Origin of the sequence: Lentisalinibacter salinarum, assembly GCF_040706555.1 — a bacterium.
In the GTDB taxonomy this organism is placed as follows: Bacteria; Pseudomonadota; Gammaproteobacteria; order Steroidobacterales; family Woeseiaceae; genus Lentisalinibacter; species Lentisalinibacter salinarum.
The window spans coordinates 531,393-555,666 of sequence record NZ_JAPDRH010000001.1 but is presented as its reverse complement, the minus strand read 5'-3'; the positions used below and the strand labels follow the sequence as shown (position 1 = coordinate 555,666).

Sequence of the window (24,274 nt, the reverse complement as noted above, 5' to 3'; positions counted from 1 at the left end):
ATCAGCGGGGCGATCGGCCGGTCTGGCCGGATCGGTCGGATGCGTCGGTGCCGCTGCCGCCCCGGTAGCCGGCGACGAGCTCTCCCCAGCCGCCGGTCTCGTAGCGGAATCCGGGCACACTCGCGCGTAGTTTCTCCAGCGACCGCAGCAGCCGGGCGAGGTTGCGACGCTGCCAGGCACCCGGGGGGCGGATGCGGCCCCGGTCGAAGTCCAGCAACCAGACGCCGCCGTTCCCGCCGAGCTGTATGTTGTGGGCGTTCAGGTCCGCGTGGCAGACGCCGGCATCGTGAAAGCGCCGGATGGTGGCGCCGATGCGCCGCCACTCGTCCGCCTCCAGCGCACGTTCGCCCAGCATGCCGGCCAGCGAACGGACCCCGTGCAGACGGCGGGTCAGGATATCGCCCCGGTAGACCCCGCCGCTGCGCCGGTAGCCAGCGGCCGCCGGCGCGGGCACGGGCAGGCCGGCCGCGGCCAGTCGGGCGAGCAGCCGGAACTCACGGAACGGCCGCGTGGCCGCCTGGCCCAGCCACAGGAACTCGTCGTCGAGTACGCGGCCCACCAGCCCGCCCCGACAATAATGACGCAGCGCGAACTCGCCCGCCTCGCCGGTGACGAAGCGCACCGCGCCCCGCCCCGGGGCGTCGGGCACATCGCCCTGTGCGTCCCAGCCGCCGGGCTCCAGCCAGGCCGGCTCGAAGTGGTTGAAGATACGGGGATCGTATAGGATGGCGCCGTCCGCGGTGGGCAGGATCCTCTCTTCCACGCTAGTCGGCTCCGAGGTATTGGCGAATCCCATAGACAACAGCGCTCCGCCCGGCTCGCTCTGCGCCGTGCGCCTGTCCGCGATTGGTGACACCTGCCATACCCTGCCGGTACTGCGGACGCTGAAAGCCGCCTGGCCCGAGACGGCCATCACGTGGATCATCGGCCGCACCGAAGCGTCCCTGATGGCGGACATCCCGGAATTCGAGTTTATCACCTTCGACAAGTCGGCCGGCCTCGCCGGCTACCGGGAACTCAGGCGCCGCCTGGCCGGCCGCCGCTTCGATGCGCTGCTGATGATGCACGCCTCGCTGCGCGCCAACGCCGTCAGCCGCCTCGTCCCGGCACGGCGGCGCATCGGCTTCGACCGGGAGCGGGCCCGGGACCTGCAGTGGCTCGTCTCCGACGAACGCATCCCGCACCGGCCCCGCGAGCACGTCATGGACGGCCTGTTCGGCTTCGCCGAGTACCTGGGCGTAACGGAACGCCACCTGGCCTGGGACATCCCCCTCTCCGACGCCGATCGCGAGTATGCGGCCGGCCACCTGCCGGGCGGCCGGCCCTGGATGCTGCTGAGCCCGTGCAGTTCCCAGCGCGCCCGCAATTACCGCAACTGGAGCGTGGCCAATTACGCGCGTCTCGTCGATCATGCGGCGGAACGCCACGGCGCCGGCACCGTTATCACCGGCGGCCCGACTGCGCTGGAGCGGGAATACGGCGAGGCCATCACCGCCGCTGCGGCGAACAAGCCCGTCAATCTGGTCGGCGCGAGCACGCTGAAACAACTGTTCGCGCTGATCCGCCGTGCCGCCGTCGTCGTCTGCCCGGACTCGGGCCCCGCCCACATGGCCACGGCGGCGCCGACGCCCGTGATCGGCCTCTATGCCACCTCCAATCCGGACCGTACCGGCCCGTATCTCAGCCGCCACCTGGTCGTGAATGCCTATCCGGAGGCGGTGCAGCGGGAATTCGGCAGGCCGGTGAGCGAGATCGCGTGGGGTCGGCGGGTGCGCGACCCGGCCGCCATGGACCTGATCCGGGCCGGTGAGGTGGAAGCGCGGCTGGACGAGGTGCTGGGCGGCGCGGTGCCGGCCGCCTAGGTCACCTAGGTCACCTAGGTCGCCCTGGCGGCCAGTTCGCCGAGCGACGCCAGCACGTCCTCCGGCGTGATCTCCCGCATGCAGCGGAAGTGGCCCAGCGGGCATTCCCGCTCGAAGCAGGGGCTGCATTCCAGGCCGAGATAATGTACCACCGCCCGGTCCGTCAGCGGCGGCGTGAAGGCCGGCGACGACGAGCCGTACAGCGCGGCCACCGGCAGTCCGACCGCGGCCGCGACGTGCATCAGCCCCGAGTCGTTGGTGACGCCCGCGCGGCAGGCGGCGAGAAGATCGATGGCCTCCTCCAGGCTCGTGCGGCCGCACAGGTCCCGCACCGGCGCGGCGGTGGCGATGGCTCGCGCGGCGGCGGCATCCTTCGCCGAACCGAACACCCATACGGCGTGGCCGCGCTCGGCGAGCCTCGCGGCCAGCTCGGCGTAGTACTCCAGCGGCCAGCATTTCGCCGGCCCGTACTCCGCGCCCGGCATGAACGCGATCGGGTCGGCCGCCGGGTCCAGCCCCAGCCGTCCCAGCGCGCGGGCCTGGCGTTCTGCCTCCACCCGCAGGCGCGGCCGGGGCAGCACGTCGGGCAACGGCTCGCCGGGCTCGAGCCCGAGCGCCACGAATCGCTTCACCGTCTGGTCCAGCACGGCGGCATCGAAGGGCCGCATGTCGTTGATGAGGCCGTAGCGGTGCTCACCGCGGAAACCGGTGCGCCGCGGGATGCGGGCGAACCAGGGCACGAGTGCCGCCTTCAGGGAGCGGGGCAGGACGATGGCACGGGCGTAGCCGCGCTCGCGCAGCGCGCGGCCGAGGCGGCGCCGCCCGCCCAGGCGCAGCTCGCCGTGGCCGGCCGGCAGCTCGATCGCTTCGCGCACCTCGGGCATCCGCGCGAGGATAGGCAGGGACCAGCCCGGCGCCAGCACGTCGACGGAGACATCCGGGTGGCCTGCGGCGAGCAGCCGGAACAGGGACTGGGCCATGACCATGTCGCCCACCCACGAGGGGCCGACGATGAGCACGGGCCCGTGGGGCGCCTCAGCCAGAACCGCCCTCCGACGGCGCTCCCAGTCGGTCGAGATAAGCCGGTACGCCGGCCTGTACCGGTCGGAACTCGCCGCTGTAGCCGGCGGCACGCAGGCGGGTCAGGTCGGCCTGGGTGTAGCTCTGGTAGGCCTCTTTCAGGCCCGTCGGGAACGGGATGTAGCGGATCTCGCCGCGCCCGTGCCAGTCGATGACGGCGCGGGCCACCTCGTTGAAGCTCTGGGCCCGGCCGGTCCCGGCGTTGAAGATGCCGCTCACCTCCGGGTGCTGCAGGAACCAGAGATTGACGTCGACGATGTCGTCCACGTAGACGAAGTCCCGCTCCTGCTCGCCGGGCCCGTAGCCGTCGCTGCCCTCGAACAGACGCGCCTCCCCGGACTCCGCCACCTGGTTGTGGAAATGCCAGGCCACGCTCGCCATGCCGCCCTTGTGCTGCTCGCGCGGCCCGTAGACGTTGAAATACCGCAGGCCCACGATCTGGCTGCCCGCCTCCGGCAGCAGACGGCGCACGTAGTTGTCGAACAGCAGCTTCGAGTAACCGTAGACGTTCAGCGGACGCTCATGCTCCGCCGTCTCGCTGAAGCCGGGACCGGCACCGTAGACCGCCGCCGAAGAGGCATAGATGAACGGCGTGTTGTGGCGCAGGCAGTCGCGCAGCAGCTCGCGGGAGTAACGGAAGTTGTTCTCCATCATGTAGCGGCCGTCCCACTCGGTGGTGGTGGCGCACGCGCCCTGATGGAACACCGCCGAGACCCGACGCCGGTAGCCGCCCGTCTCGAGCTTCGCCATGAACTCGTCCTTGTCCATGTAGTCGGCCACGTCCAGGTCGGCGAGGTTTTCGAACTTGTGGCCGTCGGTCAGGTCGTCGACCACCAGGATGTCCTCGTCGGTGGCGCGGTTCAGCCCGCGCACCAGATTGGAACCGATGAACCCGGCGCCGCCGGTGACGATGATCAAGGATGCACCCCCCCGGCCCGGCCCTGCTCAGGCCTCCTCGGCTTCATCCGCTTCATCGGCTGCCTCGTCTTCGTTGGCTGCTTCGCGCAGGTAGTATTCGGCGCCGCAATAGGCGCACTTGGCCTCGCCGGTCTGCTCCACCGGCAGATAGACCTTGGGATGCGAATTCCACAGATACATGCCCGGCATGGGGCAGGACAGCGGCAGGTCGGCCCTGGTCACCTCGTAGCGGTGTTCGGCGTTCGGCCGGATCAATTCCTGATCGACGGTGCCGGATCTTCTCATCGCTGCTTCCCTCTCTGGAGCTTTACGGCATCGGCCGGAAATCCGCGCAAGTATAGCAACCGCCTCAGCCGAAGGTCTGCCGCCAGATGCGCCGCACGGCGTCGGCCTCGGCGGCGAAAGCGTCCGCCGGCACGGTCGAGTCCTGGTGGTCGAGCGCCAGGTGATGCAGCCGGCGGCGGTAGGCCCGGTAGATGTCCTGCAACTCGAGCGCGGTGACGCCGTCGAGGATGCCGCAGGTGGCCAGCACGCCCAGCTGGCGGATGTTGTCGGTGTAGTGCAGCAGGGAGCGGTGACGGTCGGCGTGGGCCAGCACCAGGTACTGGACGATGAACTCGATATCGCCGACGCCGCCGGGGTCGCGCTTGATGTCGAACGGCCCGGACTCCGCCGATGAGAGCTCCCGCCACATGCGCTCGCGCATGCCGATGACCTCGTCCCGGAGGCTGTCCCTGCGCACGGCGTTCTGCAGTATGTCCACCCGCAGGCTCTCGAAGGCCCGGCGCACGCGCGCGTCGCCGGCCACGGCGCGGGTGCGCAGCAGCGCCTGGTGCTCCCACGTCCAGGCATCCTCCCGCTGGTAACGCTCGAGGGCGCCGACCGAACTCACCAGCAGACCCGAGCGGCCGCTGGGACGCAGCCGTGTGTCCACTTCGTACAGGGCACCGGAGACCGTCTGCACGGTGAGGAAGTGCACCAGCCTCCGGGCCAGCCGGCCGAAGAACACCGCGTTGTCGACGCACTTGTCGCCGTCGGTCTCCTGGTCTTCGCCGGCGGAGTCGTGCACGAACACCAGGTCCAGATCGGAGCCGTAGCCGAGTTCGATGCCGCCGAGCTTGCCGTAGCCGACCACCGCGAAGCCGGCGCGCCTGCGCACGCCGTCCACCGTGCACCAGGGCCGGCCGTGCCGGGCCACCAGGTCCTTCCAGGCCAGCGACAGGGCGCTGGCCACCACCATCTCGGCGATCTCGGTGAGCCGGTCGCTCACCTTCATGATGGGCAGGCGGCCGCTGAAATCCGCCACCGCCACGCGGAAGGTGGCCGCCCGCTGGAAGCGCGCCAGCTCCTCCACCGCGGCCTCCGAATCGTCGGCGCCCACGGCGGACAGCCGGGTCTCGTATTCCACCCGCAGGTCCGCCGCGCCGGGTTCCCGGTCCGCGATCCGCGGATCGATGAGCTCGTCCATCAGCAGCGGGTGCGCGGCAAGCTCCGTCGCCAGGTAGGCGCTCTTCGAGACCAGCTCCACCAGACGCTCCAGCGCCTGGCGATTCTCCAGCAGCAGGGCCAGGTAGGCGCTGCGGCGGAGCACCGCGCCCAGGATCCCCGTCAACCGGTGCAGCGCGATGTCGGGCTCGTCCAGGTCCCGCAGCCGTTCCAGCATCGGCGGCATGAGTTCGTCGAGCCGCTGGCGCGAGATCTCGTCCAGCCGGCGGGTCTCGATGTCCGCACGCAGGCGGCCCAGCACCCGCGCGACCGCCTCCGCCTGCGCGAAACCCGCTGCCGCCACCCGTTCCTCCAGCCCATCGGCACCGGCCGACTCCCACAGCGCCCGCAGCGCCGGCCGCTCGGCCCGCACGTCCTCGCCGGCGCGGAACACGGTCTCCTCGAAGTGGCCGGCAACGACGGCGCGCACCCGCTGCGTCGCATCGGCGAGGCTCTGCCAGTCGGGATGATCCATGACCAGGGCCAGCCGCGCCCGGTCCAGCTCGCCCGCCGGCAGCTCATGGGTCTGGCGGTCGCGCATCTCCTGCAGCCGGTTCTCGAGGCGGCGCAGGAAGCGATAGGCGTCGAGCAGTTCCCAGACGCTCTCCGCCGGCAGATAACGCCGCTCCGCCAGCGCCGTCAGCGCGGCACGCAGTTCGCGGCTCTGCAGGGCCTGGTCGCTGCCGCCGCGCACCAGCTGCCAGGACTGCGTGATGAACTCGATCTCCCGGATTCCGCCGGGGCCGAGCTTCACGTTGGCATGCATCTCGCGCCGCTCCACCTCCGCCCGGATCATCGCCTTCATGGAGCGCAGCGACTCGAAGACGCCGTAGTCCAGGTAACGGCGGTAGACGAACGGCGTCAGCACGTTCGCCTCCAGCTCGCCCCAGGCGGCCATGCCGGCCTCGTCGGACAGCGGTCTCGCCTTCACGTAGGCATAGCGCTCCCAGTCGCGGCCGTGCTGCAGCAGGTAATTCTCCATGGCGGAGAAGCTCACCACCGGCGGGCCGCTGTCGCCGAACGGTCGCAGCCGGATGTCCACGCGGAAGACGAATCCGTCCGCTGTCACCTCGCCCAGCAGCGCGACCACCCGGCGCACCATGCGGCCGAAATATTCCGGCGCCGACAACGGCTTCGGCCCGTCGCTCTCCTCTGCATCCGGGTAGACGAAGATGAGGTCGATATCCGAGGAGAAATTGAGCTCCCGCCCGCCGAGCTTGCCCATGGCCATGGCGATCAGTGACACCGGCTCGCCGGCGGCATCGCGCACCACTCCGTGGCGCTCCGACAGCGCCTCGCCGGCGTGACGGATGGCGGCAATGACCGCGGCATCGGCCAGGTCACTCAGCTCATGCAGGGTCTCGTCCAGGGTGGCGAGACCGGCCAGGTCGCGCCAGGCGATACGTACCATCTCCCGCCGCCGCAGCCGCCGCAGCCGCCGCGACGGGCCGTCCGCCGGGCCGTCGTCCACGGCCTCGGCGACCGCGGCCCCGATCTCTCCCGGCTGCCGCGGGCGCTCCAGATCACCGCCGGCGATCAGCCCCGCGAACTCGTCCGGATCCGCGCGCAACGCCTGGCGGACGAACTCGCTGGCGGCCAGCACCCGCGCGGCGACGGCCTCGCTGCCGGCGGCCTCGAGCGCGCCGGCCACCTCGTCCAGGGGCGCATCCAGCGACTGCAGGAACGCAAGAAGATCGTCCGCCAGCGGGTGCGGCAGATCGGCCTCCATGGAAGATGACAGTATCCCGATGAGCGCATCCGCCAGCATGGCGGCAGTGTAGCCCGGGCAGCGGGCGGTTGCAGCGGCGGCGGCGCTGGACGACCATTCAGCGATGGCCGACAAACACCTGCTGATCGTCTACCACTCCCAGTCGGGCACCACCGAACGCATGGCGGAGGCCGTGATCCGCGGTGCCCGTCACGAGGATATCGACGGCGTCACCGTACGCGTGCTCGGCGCACTCAAGGCCGATGCCGACGACGTGCTCTGGAGCGATGCGTTGATCCTCGGCACGCCGGAGAATTTCGGCTACATGAGCGGCGGACTGAAGGTCTTTCTCGACCGGGTCTACTATCCCTGCCTCGAGAAGGTCGAGGGCAAGCCGTACGCACTGTTCGTGCGTGCCGGCAACGACGGCACCGGCGCCGTCAACAGCGTGCAGCGCATCGTCGCCGGACTGGCGCTGAAGGAGATCCAGCCGGCGCTGGTCATCGCCGGGGAATTCGACGAGACACGGCTCGGCGAATGCGAGGAACTGGGGATGACCGTGGCCGCCGGACTGGAAGCCGGCGTGTTCTGACGCACGATCCGTCCCGCTAGGTCGCGCCCGCCGCCGCCCGGTCTTCCGCCGCCAGACCCGCCAGGACGTCGGCCAGCGGCATCGGTTCGCCGATGTGATAACCCTGGGCGTAGTCGACGCCCAGCTCGCGCACTTTGCGCCGGGCGGGTTCGCTGGTGACATACTCCGCCACCGTCGCCAGACCCATCACCCGCGCCACCTGGGTGATGGCGGCGATCATCGCCTCCGAGACCCGGTTGGCGGTGACGTCACGGACGAAACTGCCGTCGATCTTCAGCGTGTCCACGTCGAAATCTTTCAGGTAGGCGAAGGAGCTGAGGCCCGCGCCGAAATCGTCCAGCGAGAAACGGCAGCCGAGTTCGCGCATGGTGGCGATGAATGCGGCGGCACGGTCCATGTTGGCCACCGCCGCCGTCTCGGTGATTTCGAAGCAGAGTGCGGCGGGAGGCAGGCCGCTCGCCTCCACCCGCTCGCGGACGTAGCCGAGGAACTCGTCGTCGCCCAGCGACTGGCCGGACAGGTTGATCGCGAAGACCTGACCGGCACCGGCGGGAACGCCGGCGATCTGATCAAGGGCGCGGCCGACCACCCAGCGATCGAGCCGGGGCATGAGCTGGTAGCGCTCGGCCGCGGACAGGAACTGCTCCGGCACGAGCCACTCGCCGTTCTCGCCGCGCATGCGCAGCAACACCTCGTGATAGCCGCAGCCGCCGCCATTCAGCGGCGCGATGGGCTGGGCGACGAGCTCGAAGTCGTCCCGGTCCAGGGCGTTCTGCAGGTGCGCCACGATGCGGATGTCGTCGGCCCGGCGGATGATGCTCCGGTCGTCCTGGTCGTAGACCTCGACCCGGTCGCGTCCGTGTTCCTTGGCCGCCGTGCAGGCCACCTTCGGCGCCACCAGGGCAGCGGCGGCGCCGCCCGAGTCCCGGCGCCACGCCGCGACGCCGGCGCTGACCGTGATGGTGACGGCCTTGTCGCCGCGCAGGTAGGACAGCCGGCGGGCACTGCGGCGTACGTCCTCGGCGAAGGCGGCCGCCCGCTCGACGTCGCAGTGGTGCAGCAGTACGCCGAAATTATCGCCCGACAGACGGGTAGCGACACCATCCCGTGGGACGGCGTGCTGCAGTTCCGCGGCGAAACGGCGCAGGATGTCGTCGCCGGCGTCGTGGCCGAAACTGTCGTTGACCAGCTGGAGCTTGTCCAGGTCGAAGATGACCAGCGCGTGGCCGTCGTCTTCCCCGGCCAGTTCCCGGTAGCTCTCGCGCAGGTGCGCCTCGAAGCCGACCCGGTTCACGAGACCGGTGAGCCCGTCGTAATAGCTCTCCATCACCCGTTCGGCGCGTCGGGCTACCAGGCTCGCGAAACGCTGCTCGCGCTCGCCGAAGCGGCTGCCGTCGGTGCGGCCGGCCAGCGCGAAGACGCCGCTCACGCGACCCCCGCGCTCGCGCACGGGGCACAGCAGCAGCTGATAGCCGTCACCGGTCTGGCGCACGCCGTCGGGCACCGTCGCGATGTCCAGCACGCTGGGGGTGCGGCGGCGGCTCAGGCGCGGCAGGAAGCGCCCGACGATCACCTCGTCCAGCGCTCGACGATCGGCGCCCTTCCAGCTGCGATGGGTGGCGCCGATGCGGATCTGCTTCGACGGCAGGATCAGGACGCTGTAACCCACGCCGAGGTGGCGGCCGCAGGCGCGTACGAGCCCCGCGAGCTGCGCCTGGCCGTGAGCTGCCTCCTCCAGCTGTTGCTCCAGTTCGTAGAGCAGGTCCAGTTCGGCGCGGGCGCCGGCCACGTCCGGCCGGCTGTCGGACCGGCGGTCGGCGAGCAATCCGGCCAGCACGGGCAGGGCCCGCGAGACGATGGCGGCCGGCCCGCAGTCTCCGGCGCCGTCCCCGAACCAATTGCAGGCGAGCACACCGGCGCGCCGGCCGGCGGGATCCTCCAGCGGGAATACTTGCAGAGCGTCACCGTCGGGCAGCGTCAGCCTGCGTGGCTCGGCGGGCGTCGAGGCCGCATAGAACAGCTCCGGCGGCAGGGACAGGAGCGCGCTCGTCACCCGCCGGTCCGGGCCGCCGGCGCTGCTCCAGACGAACTGGCCGTCGTCGCCGTAGAAGTCGATGCGGCACGCGGCCGGCAGCAGGGCCGACAGCGCGTCACCGACCGCGCGGAAATCGAGGCTGGCAGGGCTTGTCCCGGTTCTTTCCATCCGCGTTCCATGCGTACGGCGGCCTGCCGGCAGCCGCCGGGCATGGTCCGCCCCGACCATGAATGGTGCGGAATCAGAGGCAGGCTGTCTGTGATGCCTGTCGCAGCGCTGCCCGGCCGGTCAGCACCGGCCGAGCGCCGGGTCCGGGCGGCTCCGGCCAGCCCGGGCGGGCCCCGGGGCCGCGCGGCCCCGTCTTCAGATTGGCGACTTCAGGGCAGGCCGGCCAGCCACTCGTCGTCGGAACCCTCGGCGATGTCCTCGAACAGGAAGGTGCTGAGATAGCGCTCCCCGGTGTCGGGCAGCATCGCCAGCAGCACGGAGCCTTCCGGCGCGGATTCCGCCGCTTTCAGGGCCGCCGCGAGCGTGGCGCCGCCGGAGACGCCGGTGAAGATGCCCTCGTTTTCCGCCAGCGCCCGTGACGTCTTCGCGGCGGTATCGTCGTCGATCGGGATCAGATCGTCGTAGATCTCCCGGTTCAGCACGTCGGGCAGGAAATCCGGCGTCCAGCCCTGGATCTTGTGCGGATGCCACTCCTTGCCGGCCAGCAACTGGGCGGCCTCGGGCTCCGTCGCCACGATGCGCAGATCCGGGCGCGCGGCCTTCAGCACCTCGCCGGCGCCGGTCATCGTGCCGCCCGTGCCGTAGCCGGTCACCCAGTAGTCCAGCCGGCGGCCGGCGAAGTCGCGCAGGATCTCCGGGCCCGTGGTGCTGCGGTGGAAGGCCGGGTTGGCCGGGTTCTGGAACTGGCGGGCCAGGAACCAGCCCCGCTCTTCGGCCAGTTCCTCGGCGCGGCGCACCATGCCGGTGCCCTTCTCCGACGCCGGCGTGAGGATGACCTTCGCGCCCAGCGCGCGCATGATCTTGCGCCGCTCCACCGAGAAGCTCTCGGCCATGGTGGCGACGAAGGGGTATCCCCTGGCGGCGCACACCATCGCCAGCGCGATGCCCGTGTTGCCCGAGGTGGCTTCCACCACGGTCTGGCCGGGCTCGAGCACTCCGCGCTGCTCGGCGTCGATGATGATGGCGTAGGCCAGGCGGTCCTTGACCGAGGCCATGGGGTTGAAGGATTCCACCTTCACGTAGAGCGTCACGTGGTCGGGACCCGTGCGGTGCAGCCGCACGACCGGCGTGTCGCCGATGGTGTCGAGTATGCTGTCGTAGATCATCGTCGCATCCCGTTGCGAATAAGGTCCGAGACTATAACGGTCCGGGGCAAGTCGCCAAAAATAATGAAATTTTCTTCGCTTATGCCCGGTCGTTATATAGAGTACGGGAAACGGAAGCGGACCGAGCCATGAAACTGCAGCAGCTGAGATACCTGCTGGCCGTCGTCGACAACGGCCTGAACATCACGGCGGCGTCGGAGCGGCTGCACACCTCGCAGCCCGGCGTCAGCAAGCAGATCCGCCAGCTCGAGGAGGAGCTGGGGCTCGCGCTGTTCGTGCGCAAGGGCAAGAGCCTCGCCGGACTCACCACCGCCGGCCAGGAAGTGGTGGTGCGCGCGCGCAGCATCATGCAGGAGGTCGAGAACATCCGCACCGTGGCGGCGAATGCCCACCGGGAGACGGAGGGCACGCTGGCGATCGGCACCACCCATACCCAGGCACGCTACGTCCTGCCGGAGGTGATCCGGCGGTTCCGTGAGCGTTATCCGAACGTGAGCCTCGAGCTGCACCAGGGCACCTCCGAGCAGATCGCGGACATGGTCGAGGCCCGCAACATCGACTTCGCCATCGCCAGCGGCGGGGAAGACCTGTTCTCCGACCTGGTCTGCCTGCCCTGCTATCGCTGGGACCGCACGATACTCGTCCCCCGGGACCACGAGCTGGCACGGCGCGGCGGCAAGCCGGGCATCCGCGACCTCGCGCGTTATCCGCTGGTCACCTACGTCTTCAGCTTCAGCGGCGAATCGTCCCTGAAGCGGGCCTTCGCCGCGGAGGGGCTGGAGCCCGACGTGGTCTTCACCGCCCGGGACGCGGACGTGATCAAGACCTACGTGCGCATGGGCATGGGTGTCGGCATCGTCGCCGCCATGGCCCACGATTGCGCGGACCGGGCGGACCTGGTCGCCATCGACGCGGCCGGCCTGTTTCCACGCAGCACCACCTGGATCGGCTTCCGCCGCGACACGGTGCTGAAGCGCTACATGCAGGAGTTCATGCTGTTGTTCGCCCCGCACCTGACCGGAGCGCTGGTGGACCGCTGCCTCGCCGCGGCGGACCAGGACGCCGTCGACGCACTGTTCGGGGAGATCGAGCTGCCGCTGCGGGGCGGCTGCCCCGACGGTTATTCGGCGGCCGCCTGAATGGTCCCGTAACGACTCAGTAGATGCGGAAGCCGCCGTGGCGGCGGCGGCTGCGGTGGTCGATCCACCACATTCCCGCCACGAAGCCGAGCGCCAGGGAGACGACGGCGGCACCCAGCACCATGGGCCAGGGCAGGCTGAACTGGTACAGGGACATGCTCCGGCGGAAGCCCTCATTCTCGTCGCGCAGCGCGGCGACGGTGGCCCTGGCAGTCGCCAGTTCCTCCGCCTGCTCGGCCGTCGTGCTCTCCAGCTCCGCGATGCGCCCCGCAGAGCCGGAGAAGGCCTCGCGGGTATCGGCCAGTTCCTGCTTGACGCGCTCGAGTTCCGCCCGGGTCTGATCGACGATGAGCCGCGCCGGCTTGTCGTCCACCAGGAAGCCCGCCTTCACCCACCCTTCGGTCCCGTCGAGCAGGCGCACCTGAGCGTACAGCGGCCCACGGGTCAGCACGGTCAGCTCCTGGCCGCTCTCGAGGGTGCGGAACGCACGGTCGCTGGTGTCCTCCGCGCGGTGCAGACCCAGGCGCAGGTTATCGGTCACGTAGGCGGTCTGCGCCCACGTCGACGGCGCCAGCGCCAGCAGCGTTAGCAGTGCCGCCACCCGACCGTACCGCCGCGGCCGGCGGCCCTGTGCGTGACATAATCCCATGGCGCCGCAGTCTACTACGGCGCCTCTTGCGAAAGTGAGAACTGGTTCAGCCATTCGAGCAGCGCGTCCTGCAGCTCGTCACCGGGCCCCCGGTGCACCTCGCCCGCGTTGTGCAGCACCACCACCGCATAGCGGGTGCCGTCCCCGGCCTGCAGGTATCCCGCCAGTGTGCTGACGTGGTCGAGCGAGCCGGTCTTCAGGCGCGCCCGGCCGGCGATGGTGCCGCCGCGCCGCCGGCCGTAGGTGCCGTCCATGCCGGAGATGGCCATCGAGGCGGCGAACTCCGGCATCCAGGGGCTGGCCCAGGCCACGCTCAGGAGCTCACCCATGTGGCGGGCAGTGACGCGCGCCTCGCGCGAACGACCGGCGCCGTTCTCCAGCACGAGCTCGGGGAAGCGGAAGCCGCGCGCCTCCAGCCAGGCCGCGACCGCGCGGCGCCCCTTCTCCTCCGTGCCCGGCGGCCCGTACCGCTCGGCGCCCAGGGTAAACAGGAGCTGGCGGGTCATGACGTTGTTGCTGTACTTGTTGATGGAGCGGATCACTTCGCCCAGCGGCAACGACGTCATCGTGAAGAACCGCTCGGCATCGGCCGGCTTCTCCGCCACCACCAGGCCACCGCCGAACTCGCCGCCCATCTCCCGCCACAGCGCCGTGAACAGGCCGAACACGAAGTCCTCGTGACCGAGCACGCTGCGTGCCAGCGAGTAGCGGCCGCAGGCAGCGGGGAATTCGCCGGAGAACGTCACCGCGCGCTCGTCCCGGCGGGCCCGCACGGCGATACCGCGCTGGTATCCGCGGCAACGGCCCGCCGCGGATTGCAGGCGGTTGTCCACGCGCAGGTTGGCGAGCGGCGGCTCCATGTCCACCAGCACGCCGTCGGCGGCCGGCTCGAACCAGAAGCGCACGACGTTGAAGTTCACCAGCAGGGCATGGGGCGTGACGTTGTAGGCGCGCAGGGGCTGGTTGTCGAAGGCGCCCCGATCCTCCGCCGCCGGCTGGAAATAACCCGTATCGAGGATCAGGTCGCCCTCGATCCGCTGCAGGCCGCGGCGGCGCAACTCCCGCAGCAGCAGCCAGAATCGCTCCTGGACCAGGTAGGGGTCGCCGCCGCCGCGCAGGATCAGGTCGCCGTCCAGCACGCCGTCCTCGAGACCGCCGTGCAGATACACCTCCGTCTGCCAGGTATGCGCCGGGCCGAGTTCGTCGAGGGCGGCGAAGGTGGTCAGCAGCTTCAGCACGGAGGCGGGATTGCGCGGCGTATCCGCATTATGGGCGAGCACCTCACGGCCGCTGCCGAGCTCCTGCACATGGATGCTGAGGTCATCCGGGTCCAGGCCATGACCGTCCAGCACCGACCGGACCTGCGGCGGCAGGTCCGCCGCTGCAGCGGTGGCGGCGGTGGCGGCGGTGGCGGCAGCTGGCAACAGCGCGCCGGCGAGCACCGCGGCGAGCAGCCGTCCCGGGGCGGCTATCGGTGTGACGGTCAGGATGACGATCGGGATGACGATCGGGATGGCGATCGGGATGACGATCGGGATGACGATCGGGATGGCGGTTAGCACGGCGGCCGGAACGACAGTCAGCATCGGTTAAACTCCGCTCTCGTTTCGCGAGCCGTTGCAGTCATTCCATTCACCGTCGGCGAGGACCAGCGCATGGCGCATTGTGTGGGTAAATCCGGACGCCGTTCAAATGGCGTCGGCGCCATCACGGCGCTGGCCGCCTGCGCGGCCCTGCTCCCGGCCGGCGCCACGGAACTGGACGTGCGCCACGGCGGCCCGCTGACCGGACTCTTCGGCCTGCCCTCCCCCGGCGAGTCGGCCGCGCTGGCGCCGGACGAATCCTGGCGGCTCGACATACTGGTCCAGGGCTCCAGCCACGCGATCAGCGAAGCCGACGCCGGCGAGGAACTCCTGCTGGACGGCGAGACCTGGCGCACGGCGCTGCGTCTGCGCACGCGTTTCCGGGAGCGCTGGGAGTTCGGCGTGGAAGTGCCCTGGCTCCGCCACAGCGGCGGCAGTCTGGACGGCCTCATCGACGACTGGCATGGCCTGTTCGGACTGCCCGACGGAATCCGCGACCAGGTGCCAAGGGACGAGCTGCGCTATGCATACCGGAACCCGGCCGGGGCAGTACTGGAGCTGACGGACAGCGCGGGCGGCCTTGGCGATATCCGCCTGAGCGCGGGTTACCGGCTCCGCCAGGACGCGACGGGCTCGATCTCCCTGCGGGCCGCTGTCGAGCTGCCCACCGGCGACGAGGACGAGCTCACCGGCAACGGCGCCGCGGACTATTCCCTGGGAATCGCCTGGGAACGGCACACGGCGGAGCGGTCCGGCCGCTGGAGCGCGCACGTCATGGCAGGCATCATCCGTTTCGGCGGGACGGACCTGCCGGCAATCGGTACCCGGGAATTCGGCGGCTGGGCGCAGGCGGGGGTCGGCTGGCGGCTGACGCCGCGTATCGAGCTGCTCGGCCAGTTGCAGGCCGCGAGCTCGCCCATCGACAGCGGGCTGGACGCCTGGAGCGGCGGCCTCATGCTGGGGCTCGGTGCCGGCATCGACATCGGCCGCCACTATCGGCTGCAGCTCGGCTTCACCGAGGACATCGACGTCGAGACCTCGCCGGATATCACCTTCATGCTGCGGCTCGGCCGCCGCTGACAGGTCACTCGAGGTCCTCTCCCATCTCGCGCCGCAATGCGCGGGTGGCCGTGCGGTGGATGATCCAGGTGACTGCCACGATGGCGAGCAGTCCCGCCCCGAACAGCAGCTTGCCGGCGATGCCGGCCTCTACGTCGCCGTCCACCAGCTGGTCCACGTTCTTCGCGACGGAACCCAGGTACACATACAGGGTGACTGCCGGGATCATCCCGATCCAGGTCGCAAAGAAATAAGGCACCAGCCGGATACGGGTGAGTCCGTAGGCGTAGTTCAACAGGTTGAACGGCAGCAGCAGTGACAGGCGCGTGAGCATGACCACCACGAAGCCCCGATGGGCGATGGCCTGGTCGAGGGCCGCAATGCGGCGGTCGCCGGCCACCTTCTGCTGCACCCATTCCCGCGCCACCGTGCGGCCGACGAGATAGGAGAGCGTGCCGCCGAGGGCCGTGCCGAGCGAAACCAGGGGCACCCCGCCGGCGAGCCCGAAGAGATAACCGCCGCTCATGGTCAGGACCGACCCGGGCACCATCAGGGCGGTGCCTACCGTGAAACCGGCAACGAACAGGGCCCGCCCCAGCGTCGGGTGTTCCGCGATCCAGACGGCAGCCGCGTCGAGCCAGACGTCCAGCGGCAGCGTCCAGACGGCCACGATCATGGCGATCAGGAACAGGCCGCCGGCGACGAAACGGCGCCGGGCGCCGGTTTTGGCGGCTTCGCTCACCGGGTCAGACGGTGTCCTGGCTGGCGTGCCCGACGCCCCCGCCGGCATCTTCGGACAGTACCTCCCAGCCGCGCGCTTCGGCCGTGGCCTGCAGCTGCGGGTCGGGGCGCACGGCGACCGGTGTGCCCACCCGCTCCAACAGCGGCAGGTCCCAGCGGGAATCGCCGTAGGCCGCGACGGCGGACACCGCCACGCCGCGGCGGGCGCAGATCTCGTCCAGCAGCGCGCACTTGTCCGCGCCGAAGGGATGACGCACGGGCGGTTGCCCGGTGAGGCGCCCGTCCCTGTCCACGCAGACGGAACCGATTGCCTCGTCGGCGTCGAGTCTGCGGGCGAGCTCCTCCGCGATGGGCTGGAGCGTGCCGGACAGCAGCACCACCGCATCGCCCGCCGCGCGGTGCCGGCGGAGCCTGGCTACCGCGGGCGCATGCAGGGCGGGCTCGACCTCGCTGGCAACGAAAGCCCGGGCCTCGTCCTCCAGCGTCGCCACATCCATGCCGCGCAGGTACGCCTTGTTCTTCTTCGCCACGTGCCGGCCGTAGCGGGCCAGCCAGCGCAGATTGAACAGCAGAAAGGCGAGCAGACGCCGCGGACCCAGCCTGCCGCGGCGAAGCAGCCACAGGAAGAAGCGCTTCTCTGTGCTCGGACCGGCCACCAGCGTACCGTCGATGTCGAATACCGCGAGCTGCATCAGTGCCTTCCCTGTCGGTCGGGCTCATGAACCGATTTAGGGATCAGGCTGTCGCGTTCCTCGTAGACGAATTCGGTGACGACCGGCAGGCCGCGCAGGATGCAGATCAGCACCGCCAGGTAGACCAGAACCGCGCCGACCGTCTCCAGCACACCCGACCACTCGGACCAGAGGGCCGGCACGAGCGTCGGCAGTGGCTGCAGCAGCAGCAGCCAGCAGAAGGCGGTGGCCTTCAGCACGGCGTAGAAGCCGCGCATGAACCGCCCGCCCACGAGCCACTGCCCGAGCGGCGAGCGGACCATGCTGAACGGCGACTTGCCCTCGCTCGTGACCTGATTGGCGCGGATCGTGTCCACCACCGTGCCGCGGACGACGAACACCAGCGGCACCCATACCGGCACCAGGTCCAGGTCCGCCAGCACGATCCACATGGTGAGCTCGACGATGCGGTCCCCGGCGATGTCGAACATGGCGCCGAACACGGAGGTCTCGTTCCTCCGCCGGGCCACCCAGCCGTCGAGGCCGTCGGTAACGAACAGGAATATCAACAGCGGCACGTTGGCCAGCTGCCACCACGGATGCTCGGGCTGGTACGCGATGGCGACCACCACGATGAGCAGCAGCAGCCGGCTGAGGGTTATTAGATTGGCCACGAGCGGATTATACCTGAGCGACGGCGCCGCTCAGGCTCACGCGACGCTGCGCAGTCCCTGCATCCGAAGCCGCTGCCACGGCGAAAACCGGTTCTGACAGCCGGCCGGCGCGGGAGCGCCGGCAGAGACCCGAACATGAGAAATACCGTGAACTCAGCCTCGAAGCCGTACCACACGTGTCCTGTCGCCGTCAGGGCCGGTGCGAGCGTGCGCGCGCACGGCCGGCGGGTGGCTACGCTGGACCCGGAAAGATTGCTAAGCTTGCGCCCCGTGATCGCTGGCCGGGGAGTGTTGTTCCCGTGAGTGCCGGCGCGCAGCTACGCGCTGTCTGCGGCGGCAATGCCGCTGCAGATGCGGCACAGCGCTACCGCGACAACGAGCCGGCACGCCGAACCGGCAGGCGACCAGTACGACAACCAGGACGGCAGGTGACGGGGCAGGCGAGCTTACTCGAGAGGATCGGCAGCGGCGACCAGGCCGCGGTGGCGCAGTGTGTGGAGCGCTACAGCGGGCTGGTGTGGTCGCTGGCCCGCCGTTTCATCGCCGTGGAGGCGGATGCCGAGGATGCCGTGCAGGAGATCTTCGTCGAGATCTGGAACACGGCCGGCCGTTTCGATCCATCCAAATCGGCGGAAGCCACGTACATCAGCATGATCGCCCGGCGGCGTCTCATCGACCGGCTGCGCAAGAGCCGGCGCGAACCGGACCGGGAGAATCTCGAAGACGTCGAGTACGCCCTGTCGGGCGACGGCCATCGTGCCCTGGAAGCCTCGGCCGAGACGGAGAAGGTGGTCGAGGTCCTGAATAACATGAAGCCGGAACAGCAGCAGGTGATCCGCATGTCGACCTGGCTCGGCATGTCTCATTCGGCCATCGCCGAGGAAACCGGCATGCCGCTCGGCACGGTGAAGAGCCTGCTGCGGCGGGGCCTGCTGCAGATCAGGGAGCAACTCGGTGAGACGGGCGCCGCCGACGGGGGGGCGTTGTCATGAACGCACGCAACGAAGAGATGCTGGATCTCCTGGTGGCCAGAGCCACGGAGGGCCTGTCGCCGGAGGAGGAGCGGGAACTCGAGCGGCTGCTCGCAGCCGACGGCGAGACGGACCCGGAAGCCATCGAACTGGCCGCGGCGGCGGCGACGAATGCCTTCGCCGCCGGCGCCGGCTACGGCGAGGAGATGCCGGCCGGACTGAAGGACCGCCTGCTGGCGGACGCCCGCGCCCGCGCAGACGGCGATGCGCCGCGTGCGTCGGCCACCGTCACCGACATCGGCAGCCGGACGCGCAGGGGCGAAGAGAGCCGGAAGAGTGGCGGGAGCGGCAACAGCGGCCTCGCCGGTAGCACGTTTAACCGGCTCGGCTGGGCGGCGGCGGCGATGCTGCTGGTGGCGCTGCTGGTCGTGAACCGTCCGCTGCCGGAAGAGCCGGGCGGCGCGGATCCTGTGGAGGCTCGCGCCGAGCTGATGCGTGAGGAACCGGGCACGATGGTGCTGCCCTGGAGCCCGCCGGACATCGACGAGTATGCGGGCGTGAGCGGCGACGTGGTCTGGAACAACGAGAAGCAGGAAGGCTACCTGCGCCTCGCGGGCATGCCGGCCAATAACCCGGCGCGCTCCCAGTACCAGCTCTGGATCGTCGACCCGGAGCGGGACGAGCAGCCGGTGGACGGCGGCGTCTTCGACATCCCGGCCGGCACCGGCGAGGTGATCGTGCCGATCCGGGCGAAGCTCGGCGTCATCGATCCCCAGGCGTTCGCCATCACGCGCGAGCAGCCCGGCGGCGTGGTGGTTTCGGACGGCCCGCTGCTGGTCGTCGCCAGCGCCGGCTGACCGGGCGCAGGCCACCCGCGCCGACAGGAAAGCAGGAGGGCCCCTGCGCCCGGACCGGTTGTAATCGCCTAGGGCAGGGGCAGCGGCGGTTCGGCCACCTTCAGCAGCTGCTTGCCCAGATTGGCGCCGCGGAACAGCCGCTGCAGGGTCGCGGGGCAATCCTCGATGCCGCCCTCGGGGATGTCCTCCTTCACCCGGATCTTTCCTTCGCCGAGCCAGCCACCGAGCGCCTCGACCGCCTCCGGGAAGCGTTCCCGGTAATTGAGGACGATGAAACCTTCCATGCGCGAGGAGCGCACGACCAGCTGCATGTAGTTCTTCGGTCCCGGCGGCTGGTCCGTGCCGTAGCCGGTGGAGATGCCGCCGCAGAGCACGATGCGCGCATGCTGCGCCAGATTGGCCAGGACCGCGTCCAGCGTCGGCCCGCCCACGTTATCGAAGAAGACGTCGATGCTGTCGCCGCAGAGTTCCGCCAGCCGCGCGCCGACGTCCTCGTTCTTGTAGTCGATCGCGGCATCGAAACCGAATTCGCCGGTGAGCCAGCCGCGTTTCTCCTCGCCGCCGGCGATGCCGATCACCCGCGCTCCCTTGATCTTCGCGATCTGGCCCGCCACCGAGCCGGTCGCGCCCGCGGCACCCGAGATCACCACCGTGTCGCCCGCCTGCGGCCGGCCGATGTCCAGCAGCCCGAAGTAGGCGGTGATGCCGGTGATGCCGAGCACGCCGAGGAACCAGGTGGGCGGCACCCCGGGCGGGATCTTCGTCAGCGGCAGCGGGCCTTCAGGGTCCGCCACCACGTAGTCCTGCCAGCTCAGCATGCCCTGAACGAGCTCGCCCTCGCGGAAGCCATCATGGCGGCTCGCCACCACCTGGGCGACCGCGCCGGCACGCATGGGCTCGCCGATCTGGACCGGCGGGACGTAACTCCTGACGTCGTTCAGCCAGCCCCGCTGGGCCGGATCGAAAGAGAACCAGAGCGTGCGCAGCAGCACCTGGCCGTCGCCGGGCTCCGGCACCGGAGATTCCTTCAGTTCGAAGTGTTCGTCGCCCACCATGCCCGTGGGACGCGTGGCGAGGACCAGCTGTCGATTGACGTCGTTCATGCTCTCTCCCGTTGGATCGTGCGCACCGGATCGTGCCGGCCGGGCCGGCCGGGCGAACCCGGCCGTGGTCATTGTACAGGGGCGAGCGCCCGGGCTCAGAGGATGGCGGGTCCCGGCTCGTCGGTCGCGGGCTCCCTGCCGCCGGTGGTGCGGTAGGATTCGCCGATACCCTCGTCCTCGAGCAGCTCCACTATCTCGGCCGCCTTGCGGCGGAACAGCGTCTCGTCGCGCTTCATGCGCATGGCATGTTCGATGTGAGAGAGCGCCCGGTCGTAGTCGCCGGCAGCCTGCGCCTGCCGCGCCAGCGCGTAGTAATAGTAGGGATTGCTCTCGCGGACCCGCCGGATCTCGTCGAGCCATCGCCCCGCCTCCTCGTCGCGGCCCTGACGATGCAGCAGTACGGCGAGGTTATTGATGGCCGAAGTGTTGTCCGGCTCCAGGGCGAGGGCGTGGCGCAGCATGTCTTCCGAGCTGCGGGCGTCGCCGACACGCTGGTACAGGAGGCCCAGGTTCGACCAGGTGTCGCTCCAGCCGGGCGCCTCGCGGATGGCGGCGCGAAAATACACCCACGCACCGGCATAGTCGCCGGCCGCCAGTCGGACCGCACCCAGGTTGTTGTAGAACTGTCCTATCGCCTCGCCGTCGGTCAGCATCCGGCGCCGGCCGCGAGGCTCCTCCGGGAAGGGGTAGAAATCCATCACGTAGTCGCCCCAACCACGCAGGTGCCCGTACACGTTGACATGGCGCGCGGCGAACAGGACATCACCCTCCATGTCCCACTGGGGCACCACCTCAACCTGCTGGAAGCGGGCGTCGAGACCGAGTTCGCGAGCCATGGCCACGAACAGGATGGACAGGGAGAGGCAGTTGCCCGTGCGGCTGCGGAAGGTCTGCGCGGCGGTGCCGGTACGGCGCGCATCGTAATCGATGCCCAGCAGCCCGGGATGCAGCAGCAGGCGCGACAGGGACCGCACCTTGTGGGTCCGGAAGCGGCTGCCGTCGATGTGGGTTTCGAGATAGACGAGCATCTCGGGCGTCAGGTCGAGTATCTCGTCGGCGGCGGGCGGTGGCTGCACGGCGGCGACCCGGCTCAGGTAGGGTTCGGGCAGGGGTGCCGGGTGGGGCGCGGGGCGCTGGGACGGGACGGTGGCACAGCCGGCGGCCAGCACGATTGCCAGACACCCGGCCAGACCCGAAACCGCCATGGCCACGGTCTTCCCGGTGGTGAGGACCTTCGCCCCCGTTGCCGTCATTGCCGCCCTCCGCGTCAGGCCGCTCCCCGCCGTTCGGGCCGGCGGATGCCCATGGCACGCATGCGGTCGGTCAGCGTCGTCGGCCGCAGGCCGAGCAGCTCGGCAGCGCCGCCGGGACCGGAGACTTTCCAGTCCGCATGTTCGAGAGCGGCAACGAGATTCTCCCTCAGGCGCTCTCTCATCTCCGCTTCCGTCACGAAAGCACGCGGCGTCTCCCTGCGCGGCGGCTCGTCCCGCCTTCGCTCGCCGGATGTCTCTCCTTCAGGTAGAGACAGGTCCAGCCGCAGAACGTTCCCTGCCGAGAGTATCACGGCCCGCTCGATCACGTTCTTGAGCTCGCGCACGTTGCCGGGCCAGTCGTAGGCGCGGATGGCTTCGACGTGCGCGGTGCTCAGCGTCAGCGGCTGGCGACCGAACTCGCGACAGGCCTGCTCCAGGAAATGCTGGGCGATCTGCACGACGTCGTCGCCGCGCCTGCGCAGTGGCGGCACCTCGATGGGGAACACGCCGAGCCGGTAGAACAGATCCTCGCGAAAACGGCCCTGCTCCACGTCCTGGCGCAGGTCCCGGTTGGTGGCCGCGATCACGCGCACGTCGACGGTGCGGGTGACGTCGTCGCCCACCCGCTCGAACTCGCGTTCCTGCAGCACCCGCAGCAGCTTGCCCTGCAGCTCGACGGGAATCTCCCCCACTTCGTCGAGGAAGATGGTGCCGCCGTCGGCGAGCTGGAATCGCCCGACCCGGTCACGATGGGCGCCGGTGAAAGCCCCCTTCACGTGGCCGAAGAACTCGCTCTCGAACAGCTCCTCCGGGATGGTGGCGCAGTTCACCTTCACGAGCGGCGCATCCGCCCGCGGGCTGCGAGCGTGGATGGCCCGGGCCACCAGTTCCTTGCCCACGCCGGACTCGCCCTCGATGAGCACGTTCGCCGGCGTCCCGGCCACGGCCTCCAGCCGGCCCAGCATCGCCTTCAGCACCGGGCTCTCGCCGACGATGCGGCCGTAGTTCATGGCGACGTTCACCTCTTCGCGGAGGTAGTCGCGCTCGCGTTCCAGTTCCTCGCGCAGGCGGGCGTTCTCGGCCAGCGTCTCGCGCAGCGCCTGTTCGGCCCGGTTACGTTCCGTGACGTCGGTGGACGCCACCAGCAGCTGCACCACGCGGCCCTTCGCGTCGCGTTCGGACACGCTGGACATGATCGTGTCGATCACCCGCCCGTCCCGGGTGACCATCTGCCGGTCGCGGCCGCTCACGTCTCCTTCGCTGATCACCCGCTGCAGCCGGCCGCCGCCGAGCTCGGAGCGGTAGGACTCCGACAGGAAATCCAGGATCGAACGGCCCAGCACCTCCTCGGCCCTGTAACCCATGGTCTGCAGCCAGTGATCGCTCACCTGGGTGATGCGGCCCTCGGCATCCACGATGTGCAGCATGGCCGGCGTGGCGCGGTACAGCTGGCGGTACTTGCGCTCCACCTTCCCGGAATCGCCGAGTTCCTGGTAGATCGCCACGGTGCGGATATAGCCGCTCTGCGGCTCCTGCTCGATCACGGCGCTGGATACCAGGAAGACTTCCTCCCCGGAGACGGAGAGGAATTCCACCGGTTCGTCCACCGCTCGTCCGGTGCGCCTCAGCTTGGGCAGTATCTCCCGCTCGATGCGCGCGGCGCAGCTGACCGTCGTGAAGTCCAGCGGCCGACGGCCCACCAGGTCGCTGCGCTCGTAGCCGAGCCGCTCGCAGAAGCGGTCGGTCACGTCGATGAACTTGCCCTCTTCATCGAGGAGAGCCCCCATGACCGGCACGCGTCGCAACAACCGGCGGTATCCCTGTGCTACATCCATGTCCGGAATATACGGAATTCCGTCAATCTATTCACGGGTTTTCGTAAGTCACGGAATTCCGTGTTGAATCAGGAGAGGAGTAAGCGGCTGTTTCGAGGGGAAAAACCAGATTGGCACGGTCCGTGCATTAGTCTTGTCGCAAGCCGGGCAGGACAGAGTCTCCCGGCCGACAACGTGTTTCGAGGCGTCCGTTCCCGGCCGGTCATTCTCTCCCCCGCCGCCGGCAGCGGACGCCGACAAAAACCCCGGCGCGAAGCCGGGCTTCCCGGACCCGCTGCGGGTCCGTCGGTACCAGTTCCCCCGCCGGTGCCGACCATCAGGGGCCGGAGGGTGATCCGAGTCGGATGCCCCCCTGCTGAAACGACGGTTATGCCTCCGGCCCCTGTTTTCTTTTCTCGCCTTCCCCCTCACCCGCCCGCGCCTCGGCGGCGCTGCGGCGCTGATCGGCGCGCCGCGACCGGGTCGCGGACGCCGTGTCGCTGATACGTTGCCGGATGTGGCGCAGCCAGCGCCGCGCCCAGGCGAACTCGATACTGAGGATGGCCAGGCCCAGGGGGATGACGATGAAGGCGGGCCCCGGCGTCACCAGCATCACGACGCCGGTGATTGCGACGGTGACGCCCACCACGAAGACCACGATGCGCTTCGCGGCCTTGTAGGTGATTTTTGCGGCGGTCTTGATCATTCGGGACTCCCTGCCCGCCGGAGGCGAGCGCACATATTGT

The 24,274-nt window shown here is 69.8% G+C and carries 22 protein-coding genes; 6 read left to right on the top strand and 16 right to left on the bottom strand.

The window, feature by feature from the left end:
• Position 1: 1 nt before the first annotated feature.
• Positions 2 to 763: a 3-deoxy-D-manno-octulosonic acid kinase gene (locus ACJMKZ_RS02325; protein WP_405231584.1), complete on the bottom strand. Its 762-nt coding sequence runs from the start codon at positions 761 to 763 to the stop codon at positions 2 to 4.
• On the opposite strand from ACJMKZ_RS02325, the gene ACJMKZ_RS02320 reads away from it, so the two are divergent.
• Positions 726 to 1,862, top strand: a complete 1,137-nt coding sequence (locus ACJMKZ_RS02320; protein ID WP_405231583.1) for a glycosyltransferase family 9 protein — start codon at positions 726 to 728, stop codon at positions 1,860 to 1,862. The genes ACJMKZ_RS02325 and ACJMKZ_RS02320 overlap by 38 nt on opposite strands.
• 14 nt (positions 1,863 to 1,876) lie before the next feature.
• On the opposite strand, the gene waaF is transcribed toward ACJMKZ_RS02320, so the two are convergent.
• From waaF to glnE, 4 genes are all read right to left on the bottom strand, one after another.
• Entirely contained in the window at positions 1,877 to 2,881 is a 1,005-nt protein-coding gene (gene waaF / locus ACJMKZ_RS02315; RefSeq protein ID WP_405231582.1) for a lipopolysaccharide heptosyltransferase II, read from the bottom strand.
• Between the two features lie 16 nt (positions 2,882 to 2,897).
• Positions 2,898 to 3,860, bottom strand: coding sequence for an ADP-glyceromanno-heptose 6-epimerase (gene rfaD / locus ACJMKZ_RS02310; protein WP_405231581.1), 963 nt, complete (start codon positions 3,858 to 3,860; stop codon positions 2,898 to 2,900).
• A 27-nt stretch (positions 3,861 to 3,887) separates the two neighbouring features.
• Positions 3,888 to 4,145, bottom strand: a complete 258-nt coding sequence (locus ACJMKZ_RS02305; RefSeq protein WP_405231580.1) for a zinc-finger domain-containing protein — start codon at positions 4,143 to 4,145, stop codon at positions 3,888 to 3,890.
• A 64-nt stretch (positions 4,146 to 4,209) separates the two neighbouring features.
• A complete protein-coding gene (gene glnE / locus ACJMKZ_RS02300) occupies positions 4,210 to 7,188 on the bottom strand; it encodes a bifunctional [glutamate--ammonia ligase]-adenylyl-L-tyrosine phosphorylase/[glutamate--ammonia-ligase] adenylyltransferase (RefSeq protein WP_405231579.1) in 2,979 nt (992 codons plus the stop codon).
• Between glnE and ACJMKZ_RS02295 the strand changes: the two genes are divergently transcribed.
• Positions 7,178 to 7,645 carry a flavodoxin family protein gene (locus tag ACJMKZ_RS02295; protein WP_405231578.1) on the top strand — a complete coding sequence of 156 codons (468 nt, stop codon included), beginning with the start codon at positions 7,178 to 7,180 and terminating at the stop codon, positions 7,643 to 7,645. The two genes, glnE and ACJMKZ_RS02295, sit on opposite strands and share 11 nt — an antisense overlap.
• A 16-nt stretch (positions 7,646 to 7,661) precedes the next feature.
• Here the strand turns inward: ACJMKZ_RS02295 and ACJMKZ_RS02290 are convergent, their stop codons facing one another.
• Both ACJMKZ_RS02290 and cysK read right to left on the bottom strand, forming a co-directional pair.
• Entirely contained in the window at positions 7,662 to 9,848 is a 2,187-nt protein-coding gene (locus tag ACJMKZ_RS02290; RefSeq protein WP_405231577.1) for a putative bifunctional diguanylate cyclase/phosphodiesterase, read from the bottom strand.
• A 209-nt stretch (positions 9,849 to 10,057) separates the two neighbouring features.
• Entirely contained in the window at positions 10,058 to 11,014 is a 957-nt protein-coding gene (gene cysK / locus ACJMKZ_RS02285) for a cysteine synthase A (protein WP_405231576.1), read from the bottom strand.
• Between the two features lie 128 nt (positions 11,015 to 11,142).
• On the opposite strand from cysK, the gene cysB reads away from it, so the two are divergent.
• Entirely contained in the window at positions 11,143 to 12,153 is a 1,011-nt protein-coding gene (gene cysB, locus ACJMKZ_RS02280; protein WP_405231575.1) for an HTH-type transcriptional regulator CysB, read from the top strand.
• A 16-nt stretch (positions 12,154 to 12,169) separates the two neighbouring features.
• On the opposite strand, the gene ACJMKZ_RS02275 is transcribed toward cysB, so the two are convergent.
• Both ACJMKZ_RS02275 and dacB read right to left on the bottom strand, forming a co-directional pair.
• On the bottom strand, positions 12,170 to 12,754 hold the full coding sequence (locus ACJMKZ_RS02275; RefSeq protein WP_405231574.1) for a TIGR04211 family SH3 domain-containing protein: 585 nt from the start codon (positions 12,752 to 12,754) through the stop codon (positions 12,170 to 12,172).
• A gap of 62 nt (positions 12,755 to 12,816) precedes the next feature.
• The gene (gene dacB, locus ACJMKZ_RS02270) at positions 12,817 to 14,388 is read right to left on the bottom strand and encodes a D-alanyl-D-alanine carboxypeptidase/D-alanyl-D-alanine endopeptidase (RefSeq protein WP_405231573.1); all 1,572 of its coding nucleotides are present in this window, start codon (positions 14,386 to 14,388) and stop codon (positions 12,817 to 12,819) included.
• A gap of 69 nt (positions 14,389 to 14,457) precedes the next feature.
• On the opposite strand from dacB, the gene ACJMKZ_RS02265 reads away from it, so the two are divergent.
• Positions 14,458 to 15,465 carry a DUF3187 family protein gene (locus tag ACJMKZ_RS02265; protein ID WP_405231572.1) on the top strand — a complete coding sequence of 336 codons (1,008 nt, stop codon included), beginning with the start codon at positions 14,458 to 14,460 and terminating at the stop codon, positions 15,463 to 15,465.
• 4 nt (positions 15,466 to 15,469) lie between these two features.
• On the opposite strand, the gene ACJMKZ_RS02260 is transcribed toward ACJMKZ_RS02265, so the two are convergent.
• Genes ACJMKZ_RS02260 through ACJMKZ_RS02250 form a run of 3 tightly spaced genes read right to left on the bottom strand, consistent with a single transcriptional unit; the run spans position 15,470 to position 17,530 of the window.
• Positions 15,470 to 16,186 carry a TVP38/TMEM64 family protein gene (locus ACJMKZ_RS02260; RefSeq protein ID WP_405231571.1) on the bottom strand — a complete coding sequence of 239 codons (717 nt, stop codon included), beginning with the start codon at positions 16,184 to 16,186 and terminating at the stop codon, positions 15,470 to 15,472.
• A gap of 4 nt (positions 16,187 to 16,190) precedes the next feature.
• Positions 16,191 to 16,877 (bottom strand): HAD family hydrolase, encoded by a 687-nt coding sequence (locus ACJMKZ_RS02255; protein WP_405231570.1) that lies wholly within the window; start codon positions 16,875 to 16,877, stop codon positions 16,191 to 16,193.
• Positions 16,877 to 17,530 (bottom strand): CDP-alcohol phosphatidyltransferase family protein, encoded by a 654-nt coding sequence (locus ACJMKZ_RS02250; RefSeq protein WP_405231569.1) that lies wholly within the window; start codon positions 17,528 to 17,530, stop codon positions 16,877 to 16,879. The genes ACJMKZ_RS02255 and ACJMKZ_RS02250 overlap by 1 nt, the downstream gene beginning before the upstream one ends.
• Positions 17,531 to 17,958: 428 nt before the next feature.
• On the opposite strand from ACJMKZ_RS02250, the gene ACJMKZ_RS02245 reads away from it, so the two are divergent.
• Together ACJMKZ_RS02245 and ACJMKZ_RS02240 are read left to right on the top strand one after the other, a co-directional pair.
• Positions 17,959 to 18,522 (top strand): RNA polymerase sigma factor, encoded by a 564-nt coding sequence (locus tag ACJMKZ_RS02245; protein WP_405231568.1) that lies wholly within the window; start codon positions 17,959 to 17,961, stop codon positions 18,520 to 18,522.
• Positions 18,519 to 19,358 (top strand): anti-sigma factor domain-containing protein, encoded by an 840-nt coding sequence (locus ACJMKZ_RS02240; protein ID WP_405231567.1) that lies wholly within the window; start codon positions 18,519 to 18,521, stop codon positions 19,356 to 19,358. The genes ACJMKZ_RS02245 and ACJMKZ_RS02240 overlap by 4 nt, the downstream gene beginning before the upstream one ends.
• 68 nt (positions 19,359 to 19,426) lie before the next feature.
• Here the strand turns inward: ACJMKZ_RS02240 and ACJMKZ_RS02235 are convergent, their stop codons facing one another.
• The 4 genes from ACJMKZ_RS02235 to ACJMKZ_RS02220 form a co-directional block, all read right to left on the bottom strand.
• On the bottom strand, positions 19,427 to 20,461 hold the full coding sequence (locus ACJMKZ_RS02235) for an NADP-dependent oxidoreductase (protein WP_405231566.1): 1,035 nt from the start codon (positions 20,459 to 20,461) through the stop codon (positions 19,427 to 19,429).
• Positions 20,462 to 20,556: 95 nt separating this feature from the next.
• On the bottom strand, positions 20,557 to 21,714 hold the full coding sequence (locus ACJMKZ_RS02230) for a tetratricopeptide repeat protein (RefSeq protein WP_405231565.1): 1,158 nt from the start codon (positions 21,712 to 21,714) through the stop codon (positions 20,557 to 20,559).
• A gap of 14 nt (positions 21,715 to 21,728) precedes the next feature.
• The gene (locus ACJMKZ_RS02225; RefSeq protein WP_405231564.1) at positions 21,729 to 23,549 is read right to left on the bottom strand and encodes a sigma 54-interacting transcriptional regulator; all 1,821 of its coding nucleotides are present in this window, start codon (positions 23,547 to 23,549) and stop codon (positions 21,729 to 21,731) included.
• Positions 23,550 to 23,916: 367 nt separating this feature from the next.
• Positions 23,917 to 24,234, bottom strand: a complete 318-nt coding sequence (locus ACJMKZ_RS02220) for a PGPGW domain-containing protein (protein WP_405231563.1) — start codon at positions 24,232 to 24,234, stop codon at positions 23,917 to 23,919.
• Positions 24,235 to 24,274 lie beyond the last annotated feature (40 nt).

Excerpts from the sequence above, each read along its gene's own strand:
- ACJMKZ_RS02320 (WP_405231583.1), top strand. The coding sequence starts at position 726 with ATGGCGCCGTCCGCGGTGGGCAGGATCCTCTCTTCCACGCTAGTCGGC.
- ACJMKZ_RS02305 (WP_405231580.1), bottom strand. The coding sequence starts at position 4,145 with ATGAGAAGATCCGGCACCGTCGATCAGGAATTGATCCGGCCGAACGCC.
- ACJMKZ_RS02295 (WP_405231578.1), top strand. The coding sequence starts at position 7,178 with ATGGCCGACAAACACCTGCTGATCGTCTACCACTCCCAGTCGGGCACC.
- ACJMKZ_RS02290 (WP_405231577.1), bottom strand. The coding sequence starts at position 9,848 with ATGGAAAGAACCGGGACAAGCCCTGCCAGCCTCGATTTCCGCGCGGTC.
- cysK (WP_405231576.1), bottom strand. The coding sequence starts at position 11,014 with ATGATCTACGACAGCATACTCGACACCATCGGCGACACGCCGGTCGTG.
- cysB (WP_405231575.1), top strand. The coding sequence starts at position 11,143 with ATGAAACTGCAGCAGCTGAGATACCTGCTGGCCGTCGTCGACAACGGC.
- dacB (WP_405231573.1), bottom strand. The coding sequence starts at position 14,388 with ATGCTGACTGTCGTTCCGGCCGCCGTGCTAACCGCCATCCCGATCGTC.
- ACJMKZ_RS02265 (WP_405231572.1), top strand. The coding sequence starts at position 14,458 with ATGGCGCATTGTGTGGGTAAATCCGGACGCCGTTCAAATGGCGTCGGC.
- ACJMKZ_RS02255 (WP_405231570.1), bottom strand. The coding sequence starts at position 16,877 with ATGCAGCTCGCGGTATTCGACATCGACGGTACGCTGGTGGCCGGTCCG.
- ACJMKZ_RS02240 (WP_405231567.1), top strand. The coding sequence starts at position 18,519 with ATGAACGCACGCAACGAAGAGATGCTGGATCTCCTGGTGGCCAGAGCC.
- ACJMKZ_RS02235 (WP_405231566.1), bottom strand. The coding sequence starts at position 20,461 with ATGAACGACGTCAATCGACAGCTGGTCCTCGCCACGCGTCCCACGGGC.
- ACJMKZ_RS02230 (WP_405231565.1), bottom strand. The coding sequence starts at position 21,714 with ATGACGGCAACGGGGGCGAAGGTCCTCACCACCGGGAAGACCGTGGCC.
- ACJMKZ_RS02225 (WP_405231564.1), bottom strand. The coding sequence starts at position 23,549 with ATGGATGTAGCACAGGGATACCGCCGGTTGTTGCGACGCGTGCCGGTC.
- ACJMKZ_RS02220 (WP_405231563.1), bottom strand. The coding sequence starts at position 24,234 with ATGATCAAGACCGCCGCAAAAATCACCTACAAGGCCGCGAAGCGCATC.